General features: G+C 42.9%; 14 protein-coding genes. 2 read left to right on the top strand and 12 right to left on the bottom strand.

Going from position 1 to position 15,603, the window contains the following annotated elements; genetic code table 11:
• Window positions 1-6 precede the first annotated feature (6 nt).
• Genes T538_RS17470 through dapB form a run of 5 tightly spaced genes read right to left on the bottom strand, consistent with a single transcriptional unit; the run spans window position 7 to window position 5,127 of the window.
• Window positions 7-1,416, bottom strand: coding sequence for a BspA family leucine-rich repeat surface protein (locus T538_RS17470; protein WP_051655776.1), 1,410 nt, complete (start codon window positions 1,414-1,416; stop codon window positions 7-9).
• 17 nt (window positions 1,417-1,433) lie between these two features.
• Entirely contained in the window at window positions 1,434-2,054 is a 621-nt protein-coding gene (locus T538_RS0100765; protein WP_031531687.1) for a WbqC family protein, read from the bottom strand.
• A complete protein-coding gene (lepB, locus tag T538_RS0100760; RefSeq protein WP_031531686.1) occupies window positions 2,051-2,896 on the bottom strand; it encodes a signal peptidase I in 846 nt (281 codons plus the stop codon). The genes T538_RS0100765 and lepB (T538_RS0100760) overlap by 4 nt, the downstream gene beginning before the upstream one ends.
• A 3-nt stretch (window positions 2,897-2,899) precedes the next feature.
• Window positions 2,900-4,369: a signal peptidase I gene (gene lepB, locus T538_RS0100755; RefSeq protein ID WP_051655775.1), complete on the bottom strand. Its 1,470-nt coding sequence runs from the start codon at window positions 4,367-4,369 to the stop codon at window positions 2,900-2,902.
• Between the two features lie 5 nt (window positions 4,370-4,374).
• The gene (dapB, locus tag T538_RS0100750) at window positions 4,375-5,127 is read right to left on the bottom strand and encodes a 4-hydroxy-tetrahydrodipicolinate reductase (RefSeq protein WP_031531684.1); all 753 of its coding nucleotides are present in this window, start codon (window positions 5,125-5,127) and stop codon (window positions 4,375-4,377) included.
• Between the two features lie 159 nt (window positions 5,128-5,286).
• Between dapB and T538_RS0100745 the strand changes: the two genes are divergently transcribed.
• Window positions 5,287-6,591: a DUF2851 family protein gene (locus tag T538_RS0100745; RefSeq protein ID WP_031531683.1), complete on the top strand. Its 1,305-nt coding sequence runs from the start codon at window positions 5,287-5,289 to the stop codon at window positions 6,589-6,591.
• Between the two features lie 10 nt (window positions 6,592-6,601).
• Here T538_RS0100745 and T538_RS0100740 read toward each other — a convergent pair whose 3' ends face one another.
• The 4 genes from T538_RS0100740 to T538_RS0100725 form a co-directional block, all read right to left on the bottom strand.
• Complete coding sequence (locus tag T538_RS0100740; protein ID WP_155992917.1) at window positions 6,602-8,710, bottom strand: TonB-dependent receptor; 2,109 nt, start codon at window positions 8,708-8,710, stop codon at window positions 6,602-6,604.
• 1 nt (window position 8,711) lies between these two features.
• Complete coding sequence (locus T538_RS0100735; RefSeq protein ID WP_031531681.1) at window positions 8,712-9,581, bottom strand: DUF4249 family protein; 870 nt, start codon at window positions 9,579-9,581, stop codon at window positions 8,712-8,714.
• Entirely contained in the window at window positions 9,578-10,411 is an 834-nt protein-coding gene (locus T538_RS0100730) for a hypothetical protein (RefSeq protein WP_155992915.1), read from the bottom strand. The genes T538_RS0100735 and T538_RS0100730 overlap by 4 nt, the downstream gene beginning before the upstream one ends.
• A gap of 66 nt (window positions 10,412-10,477) precedes the next feature.
• On the bottom strand, window positions 10,478-11,305 hold the full coding sequence (locus tag T538_RS0100725; protein ID WP_031540346.1) for a hypothetical protein: 828 nt from the start codon (window positions 11,303-11,305) through the stop codon (window positions 10,478-10,480).
• 771 nt (window positions 11,306-12,076) lie between these two features.
• Here T538_RS0100725 and T538_RS0100720 point away from each other — a divergent pair.
• Window positions 12,077-13,234, top strand: a complete 1,158-nt coding sequence (locus T538_RS0100720) for an AAA family ATPase (RefSeq protein ID WP_031531678.1) — start codon at window positions 12,077-12,079, stop codon at window positions 13,232-13,234.
• 151 nt (window positions 13,235-13,385) lie between these two features.
• Here the strand turns inward: T538_RS0100720 and T538_RS18730 are convergent, their stop codons facing one another.
• From T538_RS18730 to T538_RS0100705, 3 genes are read right to left on the bottom strand one after another with little or no spacing between them, the layout of a single operon-like run.
• Window positions 13,386-14,540, bottom strand: coding sequence for a formylglycine-generating enzyme family protein (locus T538_RS18730; protein ID WP_051655773.1), 1,155 nt, complete (start codon window positions 14,538-14,540; stop codon window positions 13,386-13,388).
• Complete coding sequence (locus T538_RS0100710; protein WP_031531676.1) at window positions 14,537-15,241, bottom strand: hypothetical protein; 705 nt, start codon at window positions 15,239-15,241, stop codon at window positions 14,537-14,539. The genes T538_RS18730 and T538_RS0100710 overlap by 4 nt, the downstream gene beginning before the upstream one ends.
• The gene (locus tag T538_RS0100705) at window positions 15,241-15,603 is read right to left on the bottom strand and encodes a hypothetical protein (protein ID WP_031531675.1); all 363 of its coding nucleotides are present in this window, start codon (window positions 15,601-15,603) and stop codon (window positions 15,241-15,243) included. Before T538_RS0100705 ends, T538_RS0100710 begins: the two co-directional genes overlap by 1 nt.

Raw genomic sequence — 15,603 nt, 5'->3', positions numbered from 1 at the left:
TTAAATTCATCTTAAAACTTGTATCAGGTTCACGTTCGGGCTGTCGGAAAACAAATCTACCACAACGTCTTCGTCTTGAATCATCCATTTCATTCCTACCGTGACGAATTTCAGGTTGCTGCAACCCTCGAAGATATTATTCATTCTTGTAACTTTCTCGGTATTGAAGCCTCTAATGTCAAGGGCTGTCAGACTGCTACATCCTGAAAACATCTCCGTCATGTCAAAGACTTTATCTGTCTTGAAACTACTCAAATCAAGTCCAGACAGAGATTTGCAGTCCTCAAACATTTCATCAATCGCTTTTACATTTTCGGTATTGAAACTATGAATGTCAAGAGATTTTAAATTGATACAACCACCAAACATATTACTCATATCTGTTACTTTGGAAGTATCAAAATGGCTTAAATCAAGACTTGTCAGAGAACGACATTTTGAAAACATACTGTCCATTTTTGTAACATTTTCCGTCTTAAAGTTACCGATGTCGAGATTTGCTAAGTTTATGCAACCACTGAACATCCAATTCACCTCTGTAACATTTGAGGTATTAAAATGACTCAAATCAAGGTTTGTCAGAGCACAACATTCTGAAAACATACTGTCCATATTAGTAACGCTGTCGGTTTTAAAACTGCTGATATTGAGATTTGCCAAGTTTATGCAACCATCGAACATATTGTCCATATACTTGACATTTGAAGTGTTGAAATGACTTAAATCGAGACTTGTCAGAGATTTACAATCATTGAACATGTACGATAAACTTGTAACATTTTCGGTTTTAAAACTACTGATGTCGAGATTTGCTAAGTTTATGCAACTACTGAACATGCCACCAATATCCGTTACATTTGAAGTATTAAAGTGGCTTAAATCGAGACTTGACAGAGACATACATCCTTCGAACATATCACTCATATCTGTTACCTTTGAAGTACCGAAGTGACTCAAATCAAGACTTTTTAGAAAAAGGCATTCATGGAATAAAAAACTCATATCTGTAACCTTAGAAGTGTCGAAATGGCTCAAATCGAGACTTGTCAGAGATTCACAACCTTCAAACATGCCACTAATATCCGTAGTTTCAGATGTATTAAGATTTTTCAGTCCTTTTATCTCTTTCAAATTAACCAAACCAGAGAAACTTCCGCTACAATCCTTCGGTTTGTAGTGAGCAAACGACTTCTTAATTACTATTTTTTTTATTTTTTTCGTCTCCTCAGTAACGTCATCAACGCAAAACCCATCCTCGTCTAATTCTTTAGCACAATTGGGTAGTCTTTTGCCGTAGCCCAAAGTAAGCGTACCAGTCTTTTCGTCAAAAATGCCATACGGCTTTTGCGCCACCGCGCTTTGCGAGATGACACAAATAAATAGTACAAATAACGATTTAAGAATAACTTTATTCATGATTTTATATTTCTGATTTACAGATACAAAAGTCCTTCGGGACCCATATTAAAAAGCAAGTCTACGATACTCAGGTTTGGAATAAAGCCCGTGCGCTCTCTGAATACCTGATAGTAAGGCTTGGCTTCGAAGTTAGCATCGGCGGTGAAATCGCACTTTGGCGAGATGGCGTTGCGCAAGTCAACCTCGCCGTCGGCAAGGTCTGAACGATAGGTATCGGTATGGCGGAGTTTGCCCTCAATGTCGATGTCGAGCAGACGGCAGCACAAGAGCATCAGCTCCTCGTTGAAATCGCACAGAAAGTCATATTTCTTCTCGTAGAATGGCGCGAAATCATCGGCATAATACTCAAAGAAAGGGCTGGTCATGTACGACGACTGAAGGGCATTCCAATGCAGCCTGCGCCAGTTGCCGTGGTCGCTCAGGCGCACATCTTTTATGCTTCCGTGGTTGGGTGCTTTCTCTACGGGCAGAGTGAGCGACTGCGCACCTTCGGGGCCTGCAATAATACAGCGGTTGCGATAACTCTGCTTTATGTAATGTTCAAAAAGTTCAATCGTGACGATGTCCGCCCTGTTCAGCTTGCTGTAATACTGGACGGGCGCAAGATAGGCGGTTGCCAAAAGAATATTTGTCATATAGTTCTGATTTTCTTCCAATATACCATCCAGACTTTTCCAACCAGATGGCTCTCCGGAACGAGTCCGAACAGGCGCGAATCATTTAGATTCAGCATATTGTCGCACATCACCCAATAGTAGTTTTGGGTAAAGGTGTATTGCTTCGTGAGTTTTCCGTCAACAAAGAGCTGTCCGTTCTTTATAACAGCCTTGCGACCTTCGTGATAGTTTATCGTATTGCACAGAAGTGTTATGTTCCAGAGTGTTACTGGCACTACGCCGTTCTTTTTCGGAACAACATATGGATAGCAGTTTGTAGGTACATCGGGCGACGTGCAGACCAAGGTGAACGCACGGTTTATGGCGGCACGCACCTTCAGAATCTCGTCGTAGTTGAACTGGCGGCTGTGGCTGCTCTGTCCATTGCCCACAAACGAGTCTTTTATGCCGAGCGAATCGACAATGGCGAGCATCCTCTCCTCGCACAATGCCGGATAGTGATATACCCTCTTCAGATGCACATCTACCGGCGGAACATCAACCGGAACGAGCTGGTGGTTTAGCATCAGCGTGTCGCCCGCAAGTCCGTATATACGCGCAATGAACACGGCGCGGTCGTCGATAGCCACATCGGGCTTCTCTGCCGGATTGTGGAACACCATTATTGCGCCACGCTCAACGGTCTTTGCCTTGTCCGAAGAAGATGAACCATAGCCCCACTTGTTCACAAGCACCCTCTCGCCCTCGCCCAAGGTAGGCTCCATGCCCTCGTAAGGCACAGAATAGGGAACCACGACAAATTGTCGCAGCACAAACAGCAAGGCTACTGTAACAAGCAGGACTATGGCAGTTTTCTTCATTTATTACTTAATGTTATCTACCCACTTAAACAGGCGGTTCCATCTTATGCCGGTAAGGAATCCCTTCTCTGGGTTTATCGAGAGCCATACAACGATAGGCTTGCCCACAATGTGGTCTTCTGGCACAAAGCCCCAATAGCGGCTGTCGGCCGAGTTGTGGCGGTTGTCGCCCATCATCCAATAGTAATCCATTTTGAAGGTGTACTTCTTGGCTTCCTTTCCGTTGATGAAAATCTTATTGCCCTTAATCTCGAGTTTGTTGCCCTCGTATGTTCTGATAGGACGCTCGTAGATGGCGATATTGTCGATGTTAAGGTCGATGCTCTTGCCCTTGGCAGGAATCCATATCGGACCGTAGTTGTCGCGTGTCCATCCGTAACTTGCGTTTAGCGGATAAACGCCGTCGTCGCTGGTCGACGGAGCAAGTTTCATCTCCTCAACAAGGTCGGGACGGTTTTTCAGAGCGTTGTAGGCGCGCTCGGTAAGCGGCATGACGTTTACTCCGTAATCGCTGTAATACACAGACCTATCTTCGAGCGTGATGCCGTACTCATCGCAGAAATCCTGCGGAAGTTCGCCCTTCAGTCTTACAAGATAACTGTACTGAACGTTGTCAGGCTCTTTATTCGGCTTGCCGTCGAGATAAATTATGCGGTCTTTTATCTGAAGTGTCTGTCCCGGCAATCCAACGCATCGCTTAACGTAGTTCTCGCGGCGGTCTACCGGACGCGCAACGACTTCGCCGTAAACCTCGGGATGTGCAAGAACGCTCTTCTTGCCCTCGTTGTAGAGGAAGTCGAACAGAACGCGCTGGTCTGTACGGCTAAGGCTGTCCATTGGCGGAATCTTTTCGTTCTTGTGCAGTTCATAGCCGGTTGCAAGACAAACATACTTATAGAAGTCGCGGTCTTGCACGTTGAGCGCAACGGTGTCGCCTGCCGGATAGTTGAACACCACGATGTCGTTAAGTTCTACCTTTCCGAAACCCTTTACGCGGCGGTATTCCCACTGCGGGAACTCGATGTAACTTTTGCAGCCAAGCACCGGCATTGTGTGCTGCGTAAGCGGCATGGTGAGCGGTGTCTGTGGCACGCGTGGACCGTAACTCATCTTGCTCACAAAGAGATAGTCGCCTACCAAAAGCGATTTCTCGAGCGATGATGACGGTATCTCGTAGTTCTGGAAGAAGTAGAGATTTACGAAGTAGACCGCCACGAGTGCGAAGATTATGGCATCTACCCAACTCATTATTCCGCGCACGAGGTCGCTGTCTGAGTCGCGCCACCAAGTCCAGTTAATCCTCTTTGTTATATAGGCATCAAAAATGAACGGAAGGACAATGAGTCCGAGCCAACTCTGCACCCACACAAGAAATATGAGGTACAAGAGTGTTATGATAGAGAACTTAATCCACTCAGGCTTTTTTGTAGGGTCTTTCTTCCTTGTTTCGGAATTGCTATTAAATAAATTCATCAGTCTTAGAAATTGAATAAATCGTCAGTAGTCAACAAACCAGTATGCGTTGCGGTAAACTCGGCTGCCAGAACTGCTCCGAGGGCGAATCCCTGTCGGCTGTGCGCATCGTGCGTGATGGTAATCTGATCTGCCTCGCTGTTGTATGTTATGCTGTGTATTCCCGGCACTTCACCACGGCGAACAGAGTCGATAACGAGTTTGTCGGCTGCGTGTTCAGCCTCGCCCGAAACTGTGCCGTCGGGAGCGGTAAGCGTACCAATCTCCCAGCCGTTCTTGCGGTCGAGGTTATCTACTATCTGCTCGGCAAGGGTGATGCCCGTTCCGCTTGGGTGGTCGAGCTTGTGAATGTGGTGAACCTCTTCCATCTTTACATCATAGTCTGGGAACTGGTTCATAATCTTTGCAAGATATTTGTTTACTGCGCTAAAGATGGCAACGCCAACGCTGAAGTTGCTTGCCCAGAACAGAGTGTTGCCCTGCTCGATGAGTTTCTTCACGTCGTCGCCGTGTTCCTTAATCCATCCTGTTGAGCCCGAAACAACCTTCACGCCTGCCTTGAAAGCCCTCAGATAGTTATTGTAGGCAACCATCGGAGCTGTGAACTCGATAGCAACATCTGCGCTCTTGAAAGCATCGCTTTCAAAGTCGTCCTGATTGTCGATATCTATAATGCAAACAATCTCATGACCTCTTGAAAGGGCAATCTGCTCTATCATCTTGCCCATTTTTCCGTAACCTATTAATGCAATCTTCATGATTTTTATCGTAAAAAATATGTGCAAACTTACACTATTTTTTTGAGTTTTTAACACATCTACGGCATTTTTTATGATTTTTTGACATCTAAAGCGTTGCTACCCACACTTTTTTGCATATATTTGCAAGCGTAGCACCTAAACAAAAATCCGATGCGCATGGAAAAAATACTGTATTATGTCTGGAAACACAAGATATTTCCGCTTAGCGAACTACGAACTACCGACGGACTTCCTGTCGAGGTAATAAACTGCGGTCAGCCTAACATTCATGCAGGACCCGACTTCCTTCAGGCTCGCATAAAGATTGGCGACGTGATGTGGGCTGGCAATGTTGAGATTCACGAACGCTCGTCAGACTGGTTCAGGCATCAGCACGACACAAACAAGGCTTACGACAATGTTATTCTGCACATAGCATCGGTAATAGACACCAAGATTACGAACAGCAGCGGAAGGGATATTCCGCAGATGAAACTCGAATGTCCGCCGCATCTTCTCGACAGATACCGCGAACTGAGCGAGTCGCTCCACTACCCTGCCTGCTTCTCGTCGGTTGGGCAGATTCCGCCTATTAAAATACACGGCTGGCTCAACTCGCTATGCATAGAACGGCTCTCGGCCAAGTCGGAGCGCATAGAGGCATATCAGAAGGCAACGAACAGCGACTGGGAGAACTCGCTCTTCATAGCGCTTGCGCGCAACTTCGGCTTTGGGGTTAACGGCGAGGCTTTTGAACTGTGGGCCAAGAATGTGCCATACGGCGCGCTGGGCAAGCATCGCGACAATCTGTTGCAGATAGAGGCTATATTCTTTGGACAGGCTGGATTTCTGGACGAGAATTATCTGCCGAAGGCTTACAAGGATGCCATCGTAAATGACGAATACTTCAAGCGGCTTTCTGCCGAATACAGGTTTCTTTCTGCCAAGTTCGGACTGAAGCCGATAGAGCCTCATCTGTGGAAATATCTGCGGATGCGGCCTGCCAACTTTCCGCACATCCGTCTGGCGCAGCTTGCCAGTCTGTACAACCGTGGGGCTATAAGCGTTTCGCACATTCTCGACGCCGATAATACGGATGCCCTGCTCAGACTTCTCGACGGCGGCGTGAGTACCTACTGGCAGACGCATTGTAACTTTGCCACGTTGTCGGAGAACCGTCAGCACAAACTGTCGCTAAGCAGCCGCAGACTGGTGGTTATAAACACCATCGTGCCTCTGCTCTATGCCTACGGAAAGCATCTGGGCAACGAGGCTGTATGTGCCAAGGCTATCGCCCTGCTCGAGGAACTGCCTGCCGAGAACAACCACATTATGCGTTGCTGGGCAGACTGCGGAATAAAGGTGTCGCAGGCGGCCGACAGTCAGGCTCTTCTGCAACTAAAAACGATGTACTGCGACCGTAAGGATTGTCTGCGCTGCCGCTTCGGCTTCGAATATCTGTCGGGAGGGAAAAAGGGGTAGCACTTATTGCTCACCAACTTAGCCCCCACCTTATGGAAGGCATAATTGGGACAATGCTGAGTTGTTTCCACTTTCCCTCATCGTGAAAGATGGTGTACGGATTGTGTCTGTTGAACACATTATAGACAGACAAAGAGAGTTCGTTGGTGAATATCTTTCCTCTCCTCTTCATTGAATATGAGATGTCTGTTCTGAAATAGTCTTTCATCTTTATCACGTTGACATCCGACATGTATTGACGGTCGTATATCTGAAAGAAGAACTCATCAGAATGAATAAGTCCATCTTTTGAGCGTTCCCAATATGGAGGTGCTACGCCTTTGTAAGTTCCTATCGGTATTGTTATGCGATTGCCCGATGAATAAGAGACAGCGCAGCCGATGCTATGCTCGTACGATTTTTCCTCGCCATTGGTTCGGGCAACTACACACGTTCCCTCAAAGTTGAGAATGTGGCGTCGGTCAAACTTGAAAGGGAATGATTCTCCCCTATTCATCTCAGGATACGTGCGGTCGGTCTTAGACAGCGTGTACGACAGCGTTGCCTGAATATTCTTTGACATTAAGGATACCGAACTTTCCATGCCATAAGACTTGCCTTTGCCTTGACATACTTCGTCTTTCAACTCGGTAGTGAGGAAGCCAAACGCATTTCGGGCATCCTTGTACGAGATAATACCGTTCATCGTACGATAATAACCGCCGATGGTGGCTTTCAAATCATATACAGATGTCTTTTTGCCTGCAAACAGTCCGGCATAAAATTGGCTTGTCTTTTCTTCAGGATAATCGTTGTCGCTTGCTTTCATAAGATTCATTGACCATCCCGAAGGGAGTCCTTCCAAAACATGATAGTACTGTTTCATGTTGTCGTAGGTCAGTTCCACGCCGTAGTTTTCGGTTATGTACCAATGGCTAATGGCGTGAAGGTCTGTTCCGCTTCTGTGCCGATGATTGATGTTCTGAAACACCTGTCTTGCACCTATGCTGACATCTGCCAGTTGCCCGATGTTGTATTTCACATCGGCATATATCACATTAAGAGTGCTTTTTTCTTTCTGTTCGTTTCTTCTGTCTCTATCTACATCGCGTATATACTCATAGTTGCCTAACGTGAAGTTCTGTACCTGCGAAGACAGACCACCGCCAAATGAAAGTCCTTTGCACACATTCCAGTTGAGTGTTGATGACGCGCACCATTCTGTCAATGATGTGTATAACTGAATGTGTGATTTTTCAGCATTGCTATAATCGTCGAAATAGATTGACTTCTGACCAGAATACACATTATTTCGGTATGCAACGGCTTTGAGATTGAATTTCTCATTTATATAGAATCTCCATCCAACTTTCATTATGGTAGACTTCCATCGTTGTCCTAAATTCCGCTCATCTTCATTAGTAAAGTCGAAGTTGTCGTTGGTATGGAAAAACATCATATCCAGCGTGCTACATTCTGACAGTTTACTGTCCAATCTTGCACAGAAATCGTAGATGTCGATATTCATATCATCATCTGATTTGTTGAACCAGTTGAGAATGTACGGAAGGACCGTAACTCTGCCCGAAATCTGCAAAGATGTTTTACCTTTCTTTATCGGAAGATTCTGATACACTCCACATATATATGGCGACAGGTACACAGAACCGCTGTATGCCGAACCGTATTGCCGTCTTGCCTTTACATCGAGGAGTGCTGACGACAAATTGCCCTTGGATGAAGACATTCCTCCCTGACAGAAGGTGACATTATCCACCACCTCGGGAGGATACACAGACACTAGTCCCATAAGATGAGATGACACATAGAGCGGAACATCATCAAGATACAACCCGTTGCTTCCATTGTTGCCGCCTCTTACGAATAGTCCCAACGTGCCGTCTATTCCTGCCGAAACTCCCGGAAAACTGCTGATGTGCCGCAATACATCAGGCTCGCCTAATACAGATATTGTCCTTACTGCCTCACTGGCATCATATACGAACGTGCTACCTTTGGATACGGGAGAGCTTGCTGTAACCGTGACTTCTTGCAGAGTGAGAGAGTCCTTATTTTCATTATTTTGACAATAGACATGATTAGTCAGGATTACAAATGCCGTGATTATTATTTTTCTCATGTCAGTATGAATTACAGTTTATTTTGATGTCATGGTACGCTCCAAAAATGCCTAATCCGTTTTTGATGTTGTTGTAAACAACGGTCTCGTCAAGCCATTGGGTTGGATCGTCAGTCGAACTGAAAACCATCATCTTTAACAGACTGCTCTTTAAGTATTTGTCATATTCGTCTGAAACGCATCTGAAAAAAACTACACACGAATACAAGTCATACAACCTAAACGTTTGTCCTATTTGAGATGGAACTATCCTGATATATCTGTCATACAATCCAGCAAATTCTTCGTCATAAACATATTTGTTAAAATCATCTGCATCAGGACAGTCAGTTCCTATCTCAGTGATGAAGCGAAACCTGTCTTCTATAACTATTGGATGCATTATTGTATCTTCGCCTTTGTCGAAGGAGAACACCCAATACGGTTTCTCGCCAGATACATTAAAGGCAAGTTTTCCAATTGTATCCCTTTCATATTCTCGATACACGCGCAATTCCTTCGGGAACTTAGTTTCGGCATAAATGGTTTCTTTGCCCTCCACCTTTACTTCAAGCCGATAGTTTCGTCCAAACTTAGGGCGGTATTTCAACACCCATTCTGCATAGGCCGACTTTTTGAATGTACCTACAAGATAGCCGTCCTCATACAACAAGGCTGTTGCATCCTCCACCTCGTCATAGATGGTGTTGTGCAACTCGTTTGAATAAGTGAGTGACAGATGCTGTACAGAATCACTTGTGAGGATACAGTTCACCACCACTTGCCTTTGGTTGTAGTGGCTGTAATCAATCTCTTCAACACAACCAGACAAGACGGTTGTAAAGAATATAGAAAAAAGCAATATCAGACGACTGACGTTTTTCAACTTCATTTTTCTCTTGGTGTTAGTGTTACCAAAGGTGTTTCGGACTTAAGAGCATGACCATCGAACGTAGTAATTTCGACCGTGAAAGTTGTCTCAACTGGAGCCTTGACATCAAAACCATCTACAAATCTGAATGTCATGGCAGCAGGAGCCATAGGTCTGTAGTACAAATATTGGTCTATAGTGATGTTTGATATTTTCTTTGAGTCGGTAATGAGGTCTTTGTTTGATGTGATAATAAAATTGTGAAAACTTGGATATTCATCTACAAGAAACTGTTCGTTCAGCGACTCGCCTGCTTTTACATCATTTATATCAGCAGATGCTGTAATTTTGATGTCCTTTATTGGAGTTGTACGATAATCTATGTGTTTAAAGTACGTGCGTGTAGTTTTTCGGTTATATAAATAATCAGAAAGTTTTGCTTCGATTATCTTATCTGGAGCATCCTCCATAGAGTTTGCACAGAACCGCAACACATCATATACTGGATTTCTGAATAATATCTCTTCATCGCCAGAATCGTATGTTTGCTTGTAGTTTAAACTATCGCCATAATTTACTACATCCATATCGACATTGCAAGTTGTGAATTCAAGAGTATATTTCTGAACACAGACAGACTGCTTGCTGCCTATGTATTTTCTTTCGATATATGATGCATCAAAGCCATCAACCTTAGATTCTGTTTTACGAACATTGATTGCCCACATGTATTTACACTCTCTTGAATGAAAATCAAAACTAATTTCTTCAGGAAATAAACCATCATCTTCTTCTATTTTACAAGATACAAAAGAGAGAAACAACAATAGAAGTAACGATATTTTTTTCATATTTGTTTGATTAGGGTTTATAGGGAGAAAAGATAAACTTCTCCCCCATATTTATAGTATACAACTTCATTTTGCTCTCGGTGTTAATATTACCAAAGGAGTTTCGGACTTAAGAACATGACCGTCGAGCGTAGTGATTTCGACCGTAAAAGCTGTCTCAACTGGAGCCTTGATATCAAAATCATCTACAAATCTGAATCTCATGTCAGCAGGAGCCATAGGTCTGTTATACAAATAACGGTCTATAGTGATGTCTGATATTTTCTTTGGGTCGGTAATGAGGTCTTTGTTTGATGTGATAATAAAATCGTGATACATTGGATATCCATCTACAAGAAACTGTTTGTTCAGCGACTCGCCTGCTTTTACATCATTTATATCAGCTGATGCTGTAATTTTGATGTCCTTTATTGGGGTTGTACGATAATCTACACACTCAATCCACATGCGTGTAGTTTTTTGTTTATTAAAATAAGCAGAAAGTTTTGCTTCAATTATTTTATCTGGAGCATCCTGCATAGGATTATCTCTGTGCCATAAAGCCCTATATACTGGAATCCTGAATAATATCTCCTCATCGCCAGAATCGTATGCTTCCTTGTAGTTAAAATTGTCATATACTATTGCATCCATGCCTACATTGCAAGTTGTGAACTCAAGAGTATAATTCTGAACACTTACAGACTGCTTGCTGCCTATGTATTTTCTTTCGATAGTTGTTATGCCATAATATGGTTTTTCAGTCTTACTAACATTGAATGCCCACATGTATTTACACTCTCTTGAATGAAATACAAAACTAGTCTCTTCATACCATATATTTCTTTCCTCTTCTTCTTTTTTACAAGATACAAAAGAGAGAAACAACAATAAAAGTAACGATAATTTTTTCATATTTGTTTGATTAGTGTTTACAGGTAGAAAAGATAAACTTCCCACTCATTTCATACTATACGCCATCTAAAAGCTTCAGGCATTGCTACTTGGAAACACAAGTTTTGTTATTTATTTTTCTTTTTACTCTAATTTATTTGCAAATTTATATAAAGTATTTAGAATTTTAAAAATAAATCATAATAAATCTTATTTTAGACCATTAAATTGATTCATATCAAAAAGCATTTTTCATCTACTAATATAGCTCTTTTTCTTAAGAACTGCGACCACAGGGCAAGTGCGGAAATTCGGTAGAAGCAAGGAAACGCGGAAATCCCGAACGAATCCCGAAGGCATCCCGAAGGATTAGCCCCCCCGAATCCGCACAGAAACCACGACTTTTTCAAATTTCAAGTTTTCAATTTTAATTGTCGATTATTATTTGGCTTGCTTGTCCGAACCTTCCCCGTAGCTACTCCGTTCCTACCCCGTAGCTACCCCGTTCCTACCGGCTTACTTCCCCGTACCTTGAACGTACCCTGAACGAAACTTCAGGCTTACTTCCGGCTTACTATCCCCTTGCTATCGGCTTACCAGAACGTAACATCTCCGTATCTTCCCCTTCATTGATAGTTTTTTCAACTTTCAAAATTCAATTCTCAAGCTTCTCTCCAATTTGTCAATTTGAATTGTGAATTATGAATGAACTTCATTAGTAACAACATTCTTAGTAATAAGTTTGTTACTAATAGAGTTATTACTTATATTTGCAGCAACAAAGTAACTAATATGGCTAAAGAGAATCCTTTTGTCTTTGGCAAGGCTGCCGAAGGCTCTTATTTTACAGACCGAACGGAAGACGCCAAGCGCCTCACCGCTAACCTTACGCACGGCATAAGCACAATTCTTATCTCGCCGCGCCGTTGGGGAAAGACATCGCTCGTAAAAAAGGTTATCGGCGACATTGGCAAGAGCCGTACAAGCACTTCGGGCACAGAGATAAAATGCGTTTTCATCGACATCTTTCAATGCAAGTCGGAGTACGAATTCTATCATTCCTTTGCATCGGCTGTAATAAAGCAGACCTCTTCGAAACTCGAAGAATGGGTAGAGATGGCAAGGACATTTCTGTCTAACATCTCGCCGAAATTCTCGTTCGGCTCAGACCCGATGAACGACTTCTCGCTCTCGTTTGAGTGGAATCCGCAAGACGATACGGAAACCGACATTCTGCAACTGCCCGAGAAGATTGCGCAGAAGAAAGGCATAAGGATTGTGGTGTGCCTCGATGAGTTTCAGCAGATTGCCGACTTCTCGGATGCCGTTACCTTCCAGAAGAAGCTGCGCTCGGTGTGGCAGCATCAGCAGAACGTTACCTACTGCATGTTTGGAAGTAAGAAACATCTGATGGAGAACATCTTCAACGACAAGAGCATGCCTTTCTACAAGTTTGGCGACATGATGTTTCTGAAGAAAATAGACACCGAGGAGTGGGTTGATTTCATCTGCAAGAAATTCAACGACAGCGGCAAGAGCATAACAGCCAAACAAGCCGCCACGATATGCGAGGCAACCGAGAATCTGTCGTCGTACGTTCAACATTTGTCGTGGCTGGTGTGGTACAAATGCGACAATACCGTTACAGACAGCGACATAAGCGGAGCGATAGATGACCTTTTGGAGCAGAACAAGGTGTTTTACCAAAGGGAGGTTGAACAGCTGTCGGAACTGCAAGTAAATTTTCTGAGAGCCGTAGCCGACGGAATATCGGCAGGCTTCAGCCGCAAGGACGTGATAAAGAAATACCGTCTGATATCGTCCCCCAACATTCAGTCGGTAAAAAAATCGTTGCAAAAAAAGGATTTGATAGACATAGACGGACAGACGGTAGCCATCAACGATTCCATTTTCAAACTATGGCTAAAACGCCAAAAGTACTACGAATAGTCTGTCGAAAATTTGCTGATTTTGCTATTAAGGCGAATTTTCGCGACCGATATCTGGTCGCTGGCTACTGAGAAACGCAAGAGTACAGCAGTAACAATAAATAAAAACAGCCATTTCGATAGTTTTCACCATCGAAATGGCTGTTTTAGTTTTATAGACTTAGTGCAAGGCGTAAACCTTGATTATCACGTCTCGAATTGGGATTTACACTATGAGAAATCAAACAATTCTCTGCATAATCGTCGTAAGAACCACCACACGAAAAATAACCACCAAATTTACTATCCTTACATAACTCTCTTACATTGCCAGACATATCATAAATGCCAAGCTCGTTTGGTTTCTTCTGCCCTACAGTGTGAGTTTCTCCGCGCGAATTGCTACAGTTCCACCCCACCTCAGTTATACTATTACTGCCACTATATTTAAAGCCACTTCTTTTGTTTCCTCCTTTTTCGGCATACCTCCACTCTTCGATTTCCGGCAAACGAAATTTTTCCCCAGTCATCATGTTTAGTTTATTGATGAACCTTTGGCAGTCATCCACTGATACATTTTCGACTGGCAAATTATAACCACCAAGAGTAAAACAAGAAGGATTATATTCCATCACCGTTTTCCATTGCTTTTGTGTAACAGGATATTTGCCAATGTAGAAGTCGCCACCATAACACCCCTTTACACAAATCATCTCAAAGACTGTATCGCCGACCCTTATATCATATTCACAGTTGCGTTCTAAGATATCGTTAAGATTCTTATCTACAGCAATTTTTAGTATCAAGTTCTTATCGGTGACAATTTTCTTATCTATTAGCGTTCTGCTATTTCGTTCGTTAAGAACATTGTACGATTTCTTTGAATATACATACTTCAGAAGTTCCAAATCAGATTCGCACCAACGGTTAATTATTTCATCGTCAACATTTTCGATTGCGGTTTTCTTTAACTCAATATTCCTTGCATACTGTGTACCTTTTAAATCATCGAACGTGATACAACATTTAACAAGAAGTTCCTTGACCGTACCTATGTTTGGCGAATCTGACGACAGTTTGTTGGGCGCAAAGAGATTGTATAGACCTATCTTTTGCGTAAGCATATCGGTTTTGGAAATGCTCTCTATCTTTTCGAGCAAATCCGTTTTGCCTATCTGCGAAAGCCACTTCGCAAGGTTTTGATTAATAAGGCTGTCGTAAAGGTCACTTAGATTGAAGTTTTTCTTCACATCCTCTACGACAAGGCACTCCTTTCCACCAACAAGGAGACTAAACCTTATGGGCTTTGATTTGTTGATGTATCTCATTTTATTACTAAATCTTCAATATTATAAGGCGAAACTTTTCTTTTAAACCAATTTTTCAGTTTCTCCCAACCACTCTTTACCGTTGTTATGGCTTTCTTGAGTATTGGCGTTGCGGCTTTAGCGACTTTATCTATACCCTTATGAACAAACTGTTTAACTCCCTCGCCAACATAATTTACCGTAGTATACACTACTGGTGCAAGAGCAACTGCTGGCGGATACACGGCTGTAATTGCAGAAGTAATAGCTTTTGCAACAACAGCCTTTCCTTTTTCAATAGCAGGAGTTATAACTTTGTCAGCAACCGTCTTTAACATTGCTGCCCCTTTCTTTACAATATAGTCGGCAGCTGTGTCGGCAGTTGTTTTGCCTGTGGCTACATCATGCCCGAGTTTAATTGTATCCCATGCCTTATCAGATATTGTGGCAATAGACTCTGGATTTGAGTATTTTTCGGGCAACTTTATATACCCTTTTTTGTTGGCAACAGCAAGTGCAGCGGCAGTAAGTTTCTTTGCTGCGGTGTTGCCTGTGATATCACCTTCAAGGTAGTCTTTTACTACCTGTGATTCTCTTACCATTTTAATCTTATCAAAAACTTCCGCCTTCTTGGCTAAAATAGTAGTATTTACGCTTTCGCGTATATCCGATGCGCTTTTTAGAAGACTAAAAACATCCTTAAAAGTAGTATATTCAAACATTACATTTCCTCCTTATATTCTTTAGTTGATTCTTCTAATATAACTTCTGCGGCTGTCTTCAATCCATTTGCAACCTCCTCGCGGTCTTTCTCCGGAATATTCTCGTAGATGTTCTTTTCCATCCAACTGTCAAGGCGCATTTTCTTGGTGTCTTCGAGTACCTTTGCAGTATTGCGGTCGAGTTCGTCTATGAATTCCGACGAGGTTTTAACCTCCTCTTGCAGTCCGTCAATGCCATACTGAGCAACTTTCTCGGCAAGATACTGGTCTACGTCGATATTCGGATTCTGTTTCTGTGCTTCTTCGAAGCCTTTTAGAAAATCGTTCAGAATCTCACTCAATTTCTCTTGATTTACTTCCAT

The sequence above is a fragment of the Bacteroides sp. Ga6A2 genome, assembly GCF_000702225.1.
GTDB lineage: Bacteria > Bacteroidota > Bacteroidia > Bacteroidales > Bacteroidaceae > Ga6A1.
Note: the sequence above shows the minus strand (reverse complement) of the source record. Positions and strands in the feature narration are given on the sequence as shown.

Bases quoted from the DNA above. Each gene is read 5' to 3' on its own strand.
- T538_RS17470 (WP_051655776.1), bottom strand. From the start codon at position 1,416: ATGAATAAAGTTATTCTTAAATCGTTATTTGTACTATTTATTTGTGTC.
- T538_RS0100765 (WP_031531687.1), bottom strand. From the start codon at position 2,054: ATGACAAATATTCTTTTGGCAACCGCCTATCTTGCGCCCGTCCAGTAT.
- lepB (WP_031531686.1), bottom strand. From the start codon at position 2,896: ATGAAGAAAACTGCCATAGTCCTGCTTGTTACAGTAGCCTTGCTGTTT.
- lepB (WP_051655775.1), bottom strand. From the start codon at position 4,369: ATGAATTTATTTAATAGCAATTCCGAAACAAGGAAGAAAGACCCTACA.
- dapB (WP_031531684.1), bottom strand. From the start codon at position 5,127: ATGAAGATTGCATTAATAGGTTACGGAAAAATGGGCAAGATGATAGAG.
- T538_RS0100745 (WP_031531683.1), top strand. From the start codon at position 5,287: ATGGAAAAAATACTGTATTATGTCTGGAAACACAAGATATTTCCGCTT.
- T538_RS0100740 (WP_155992917.1), bottom strand. From the start codon at position 8,710: ATGAGAAAAATAATAATCACGGCATTTGTAATCCTGACTAATCATGTC.
- T538_RS0100735 (WP_031531681.1), bottom strand. From the start codon at position 9,581: ATGAAGTTGAAAAACGTCAGTCGTCTGATATTGCTTTTTTCTATATTC.
- T538_RS0100730 (WP_155992915.1), bottom strand. From the start codon at position 10,411: ATGAAAAAAATATCGTTACTTCTATTGTTGTTTCTCTCTTTTGTATCT.
- T538_RS0100725 (WP_031540346.1), bottom strand. From the start codon at position 11,305: ATGAAAAAATTATCGTTACTTTTATTGTTGTTTCTCTCTTTTGTATCT.
- T538_RS0100720 (WP_031531678.1), top strand. From the start codon at position 12,077: ATGGCTAAAGAGAATCCTTTTGTCTTTGGCAAGGCTGCCGAAGGCTCT.
- T538_RS18730 (WP_051655773.1), bottom strand. From the start codon at position 14,540: ATGAGATACATCAACAAATCAAAGCCCATAAGGTTTAGTCTCCTTGTT.
- T538_RS0100710 (WP_031531676.1), bottom strand. From the start codon at position 15,241: ATGTTTGAATATACTACTTTTAAGGATGTTTTTAGTCTTCTAAAAAGC.
- T538_RS0100705 (WP_031531675.1), bottom strand. From the start codon at position 15,603: ATGGAAGTAAATCAAGAGAAATTGAGTGAGATTCTGAACGATTTTCTA.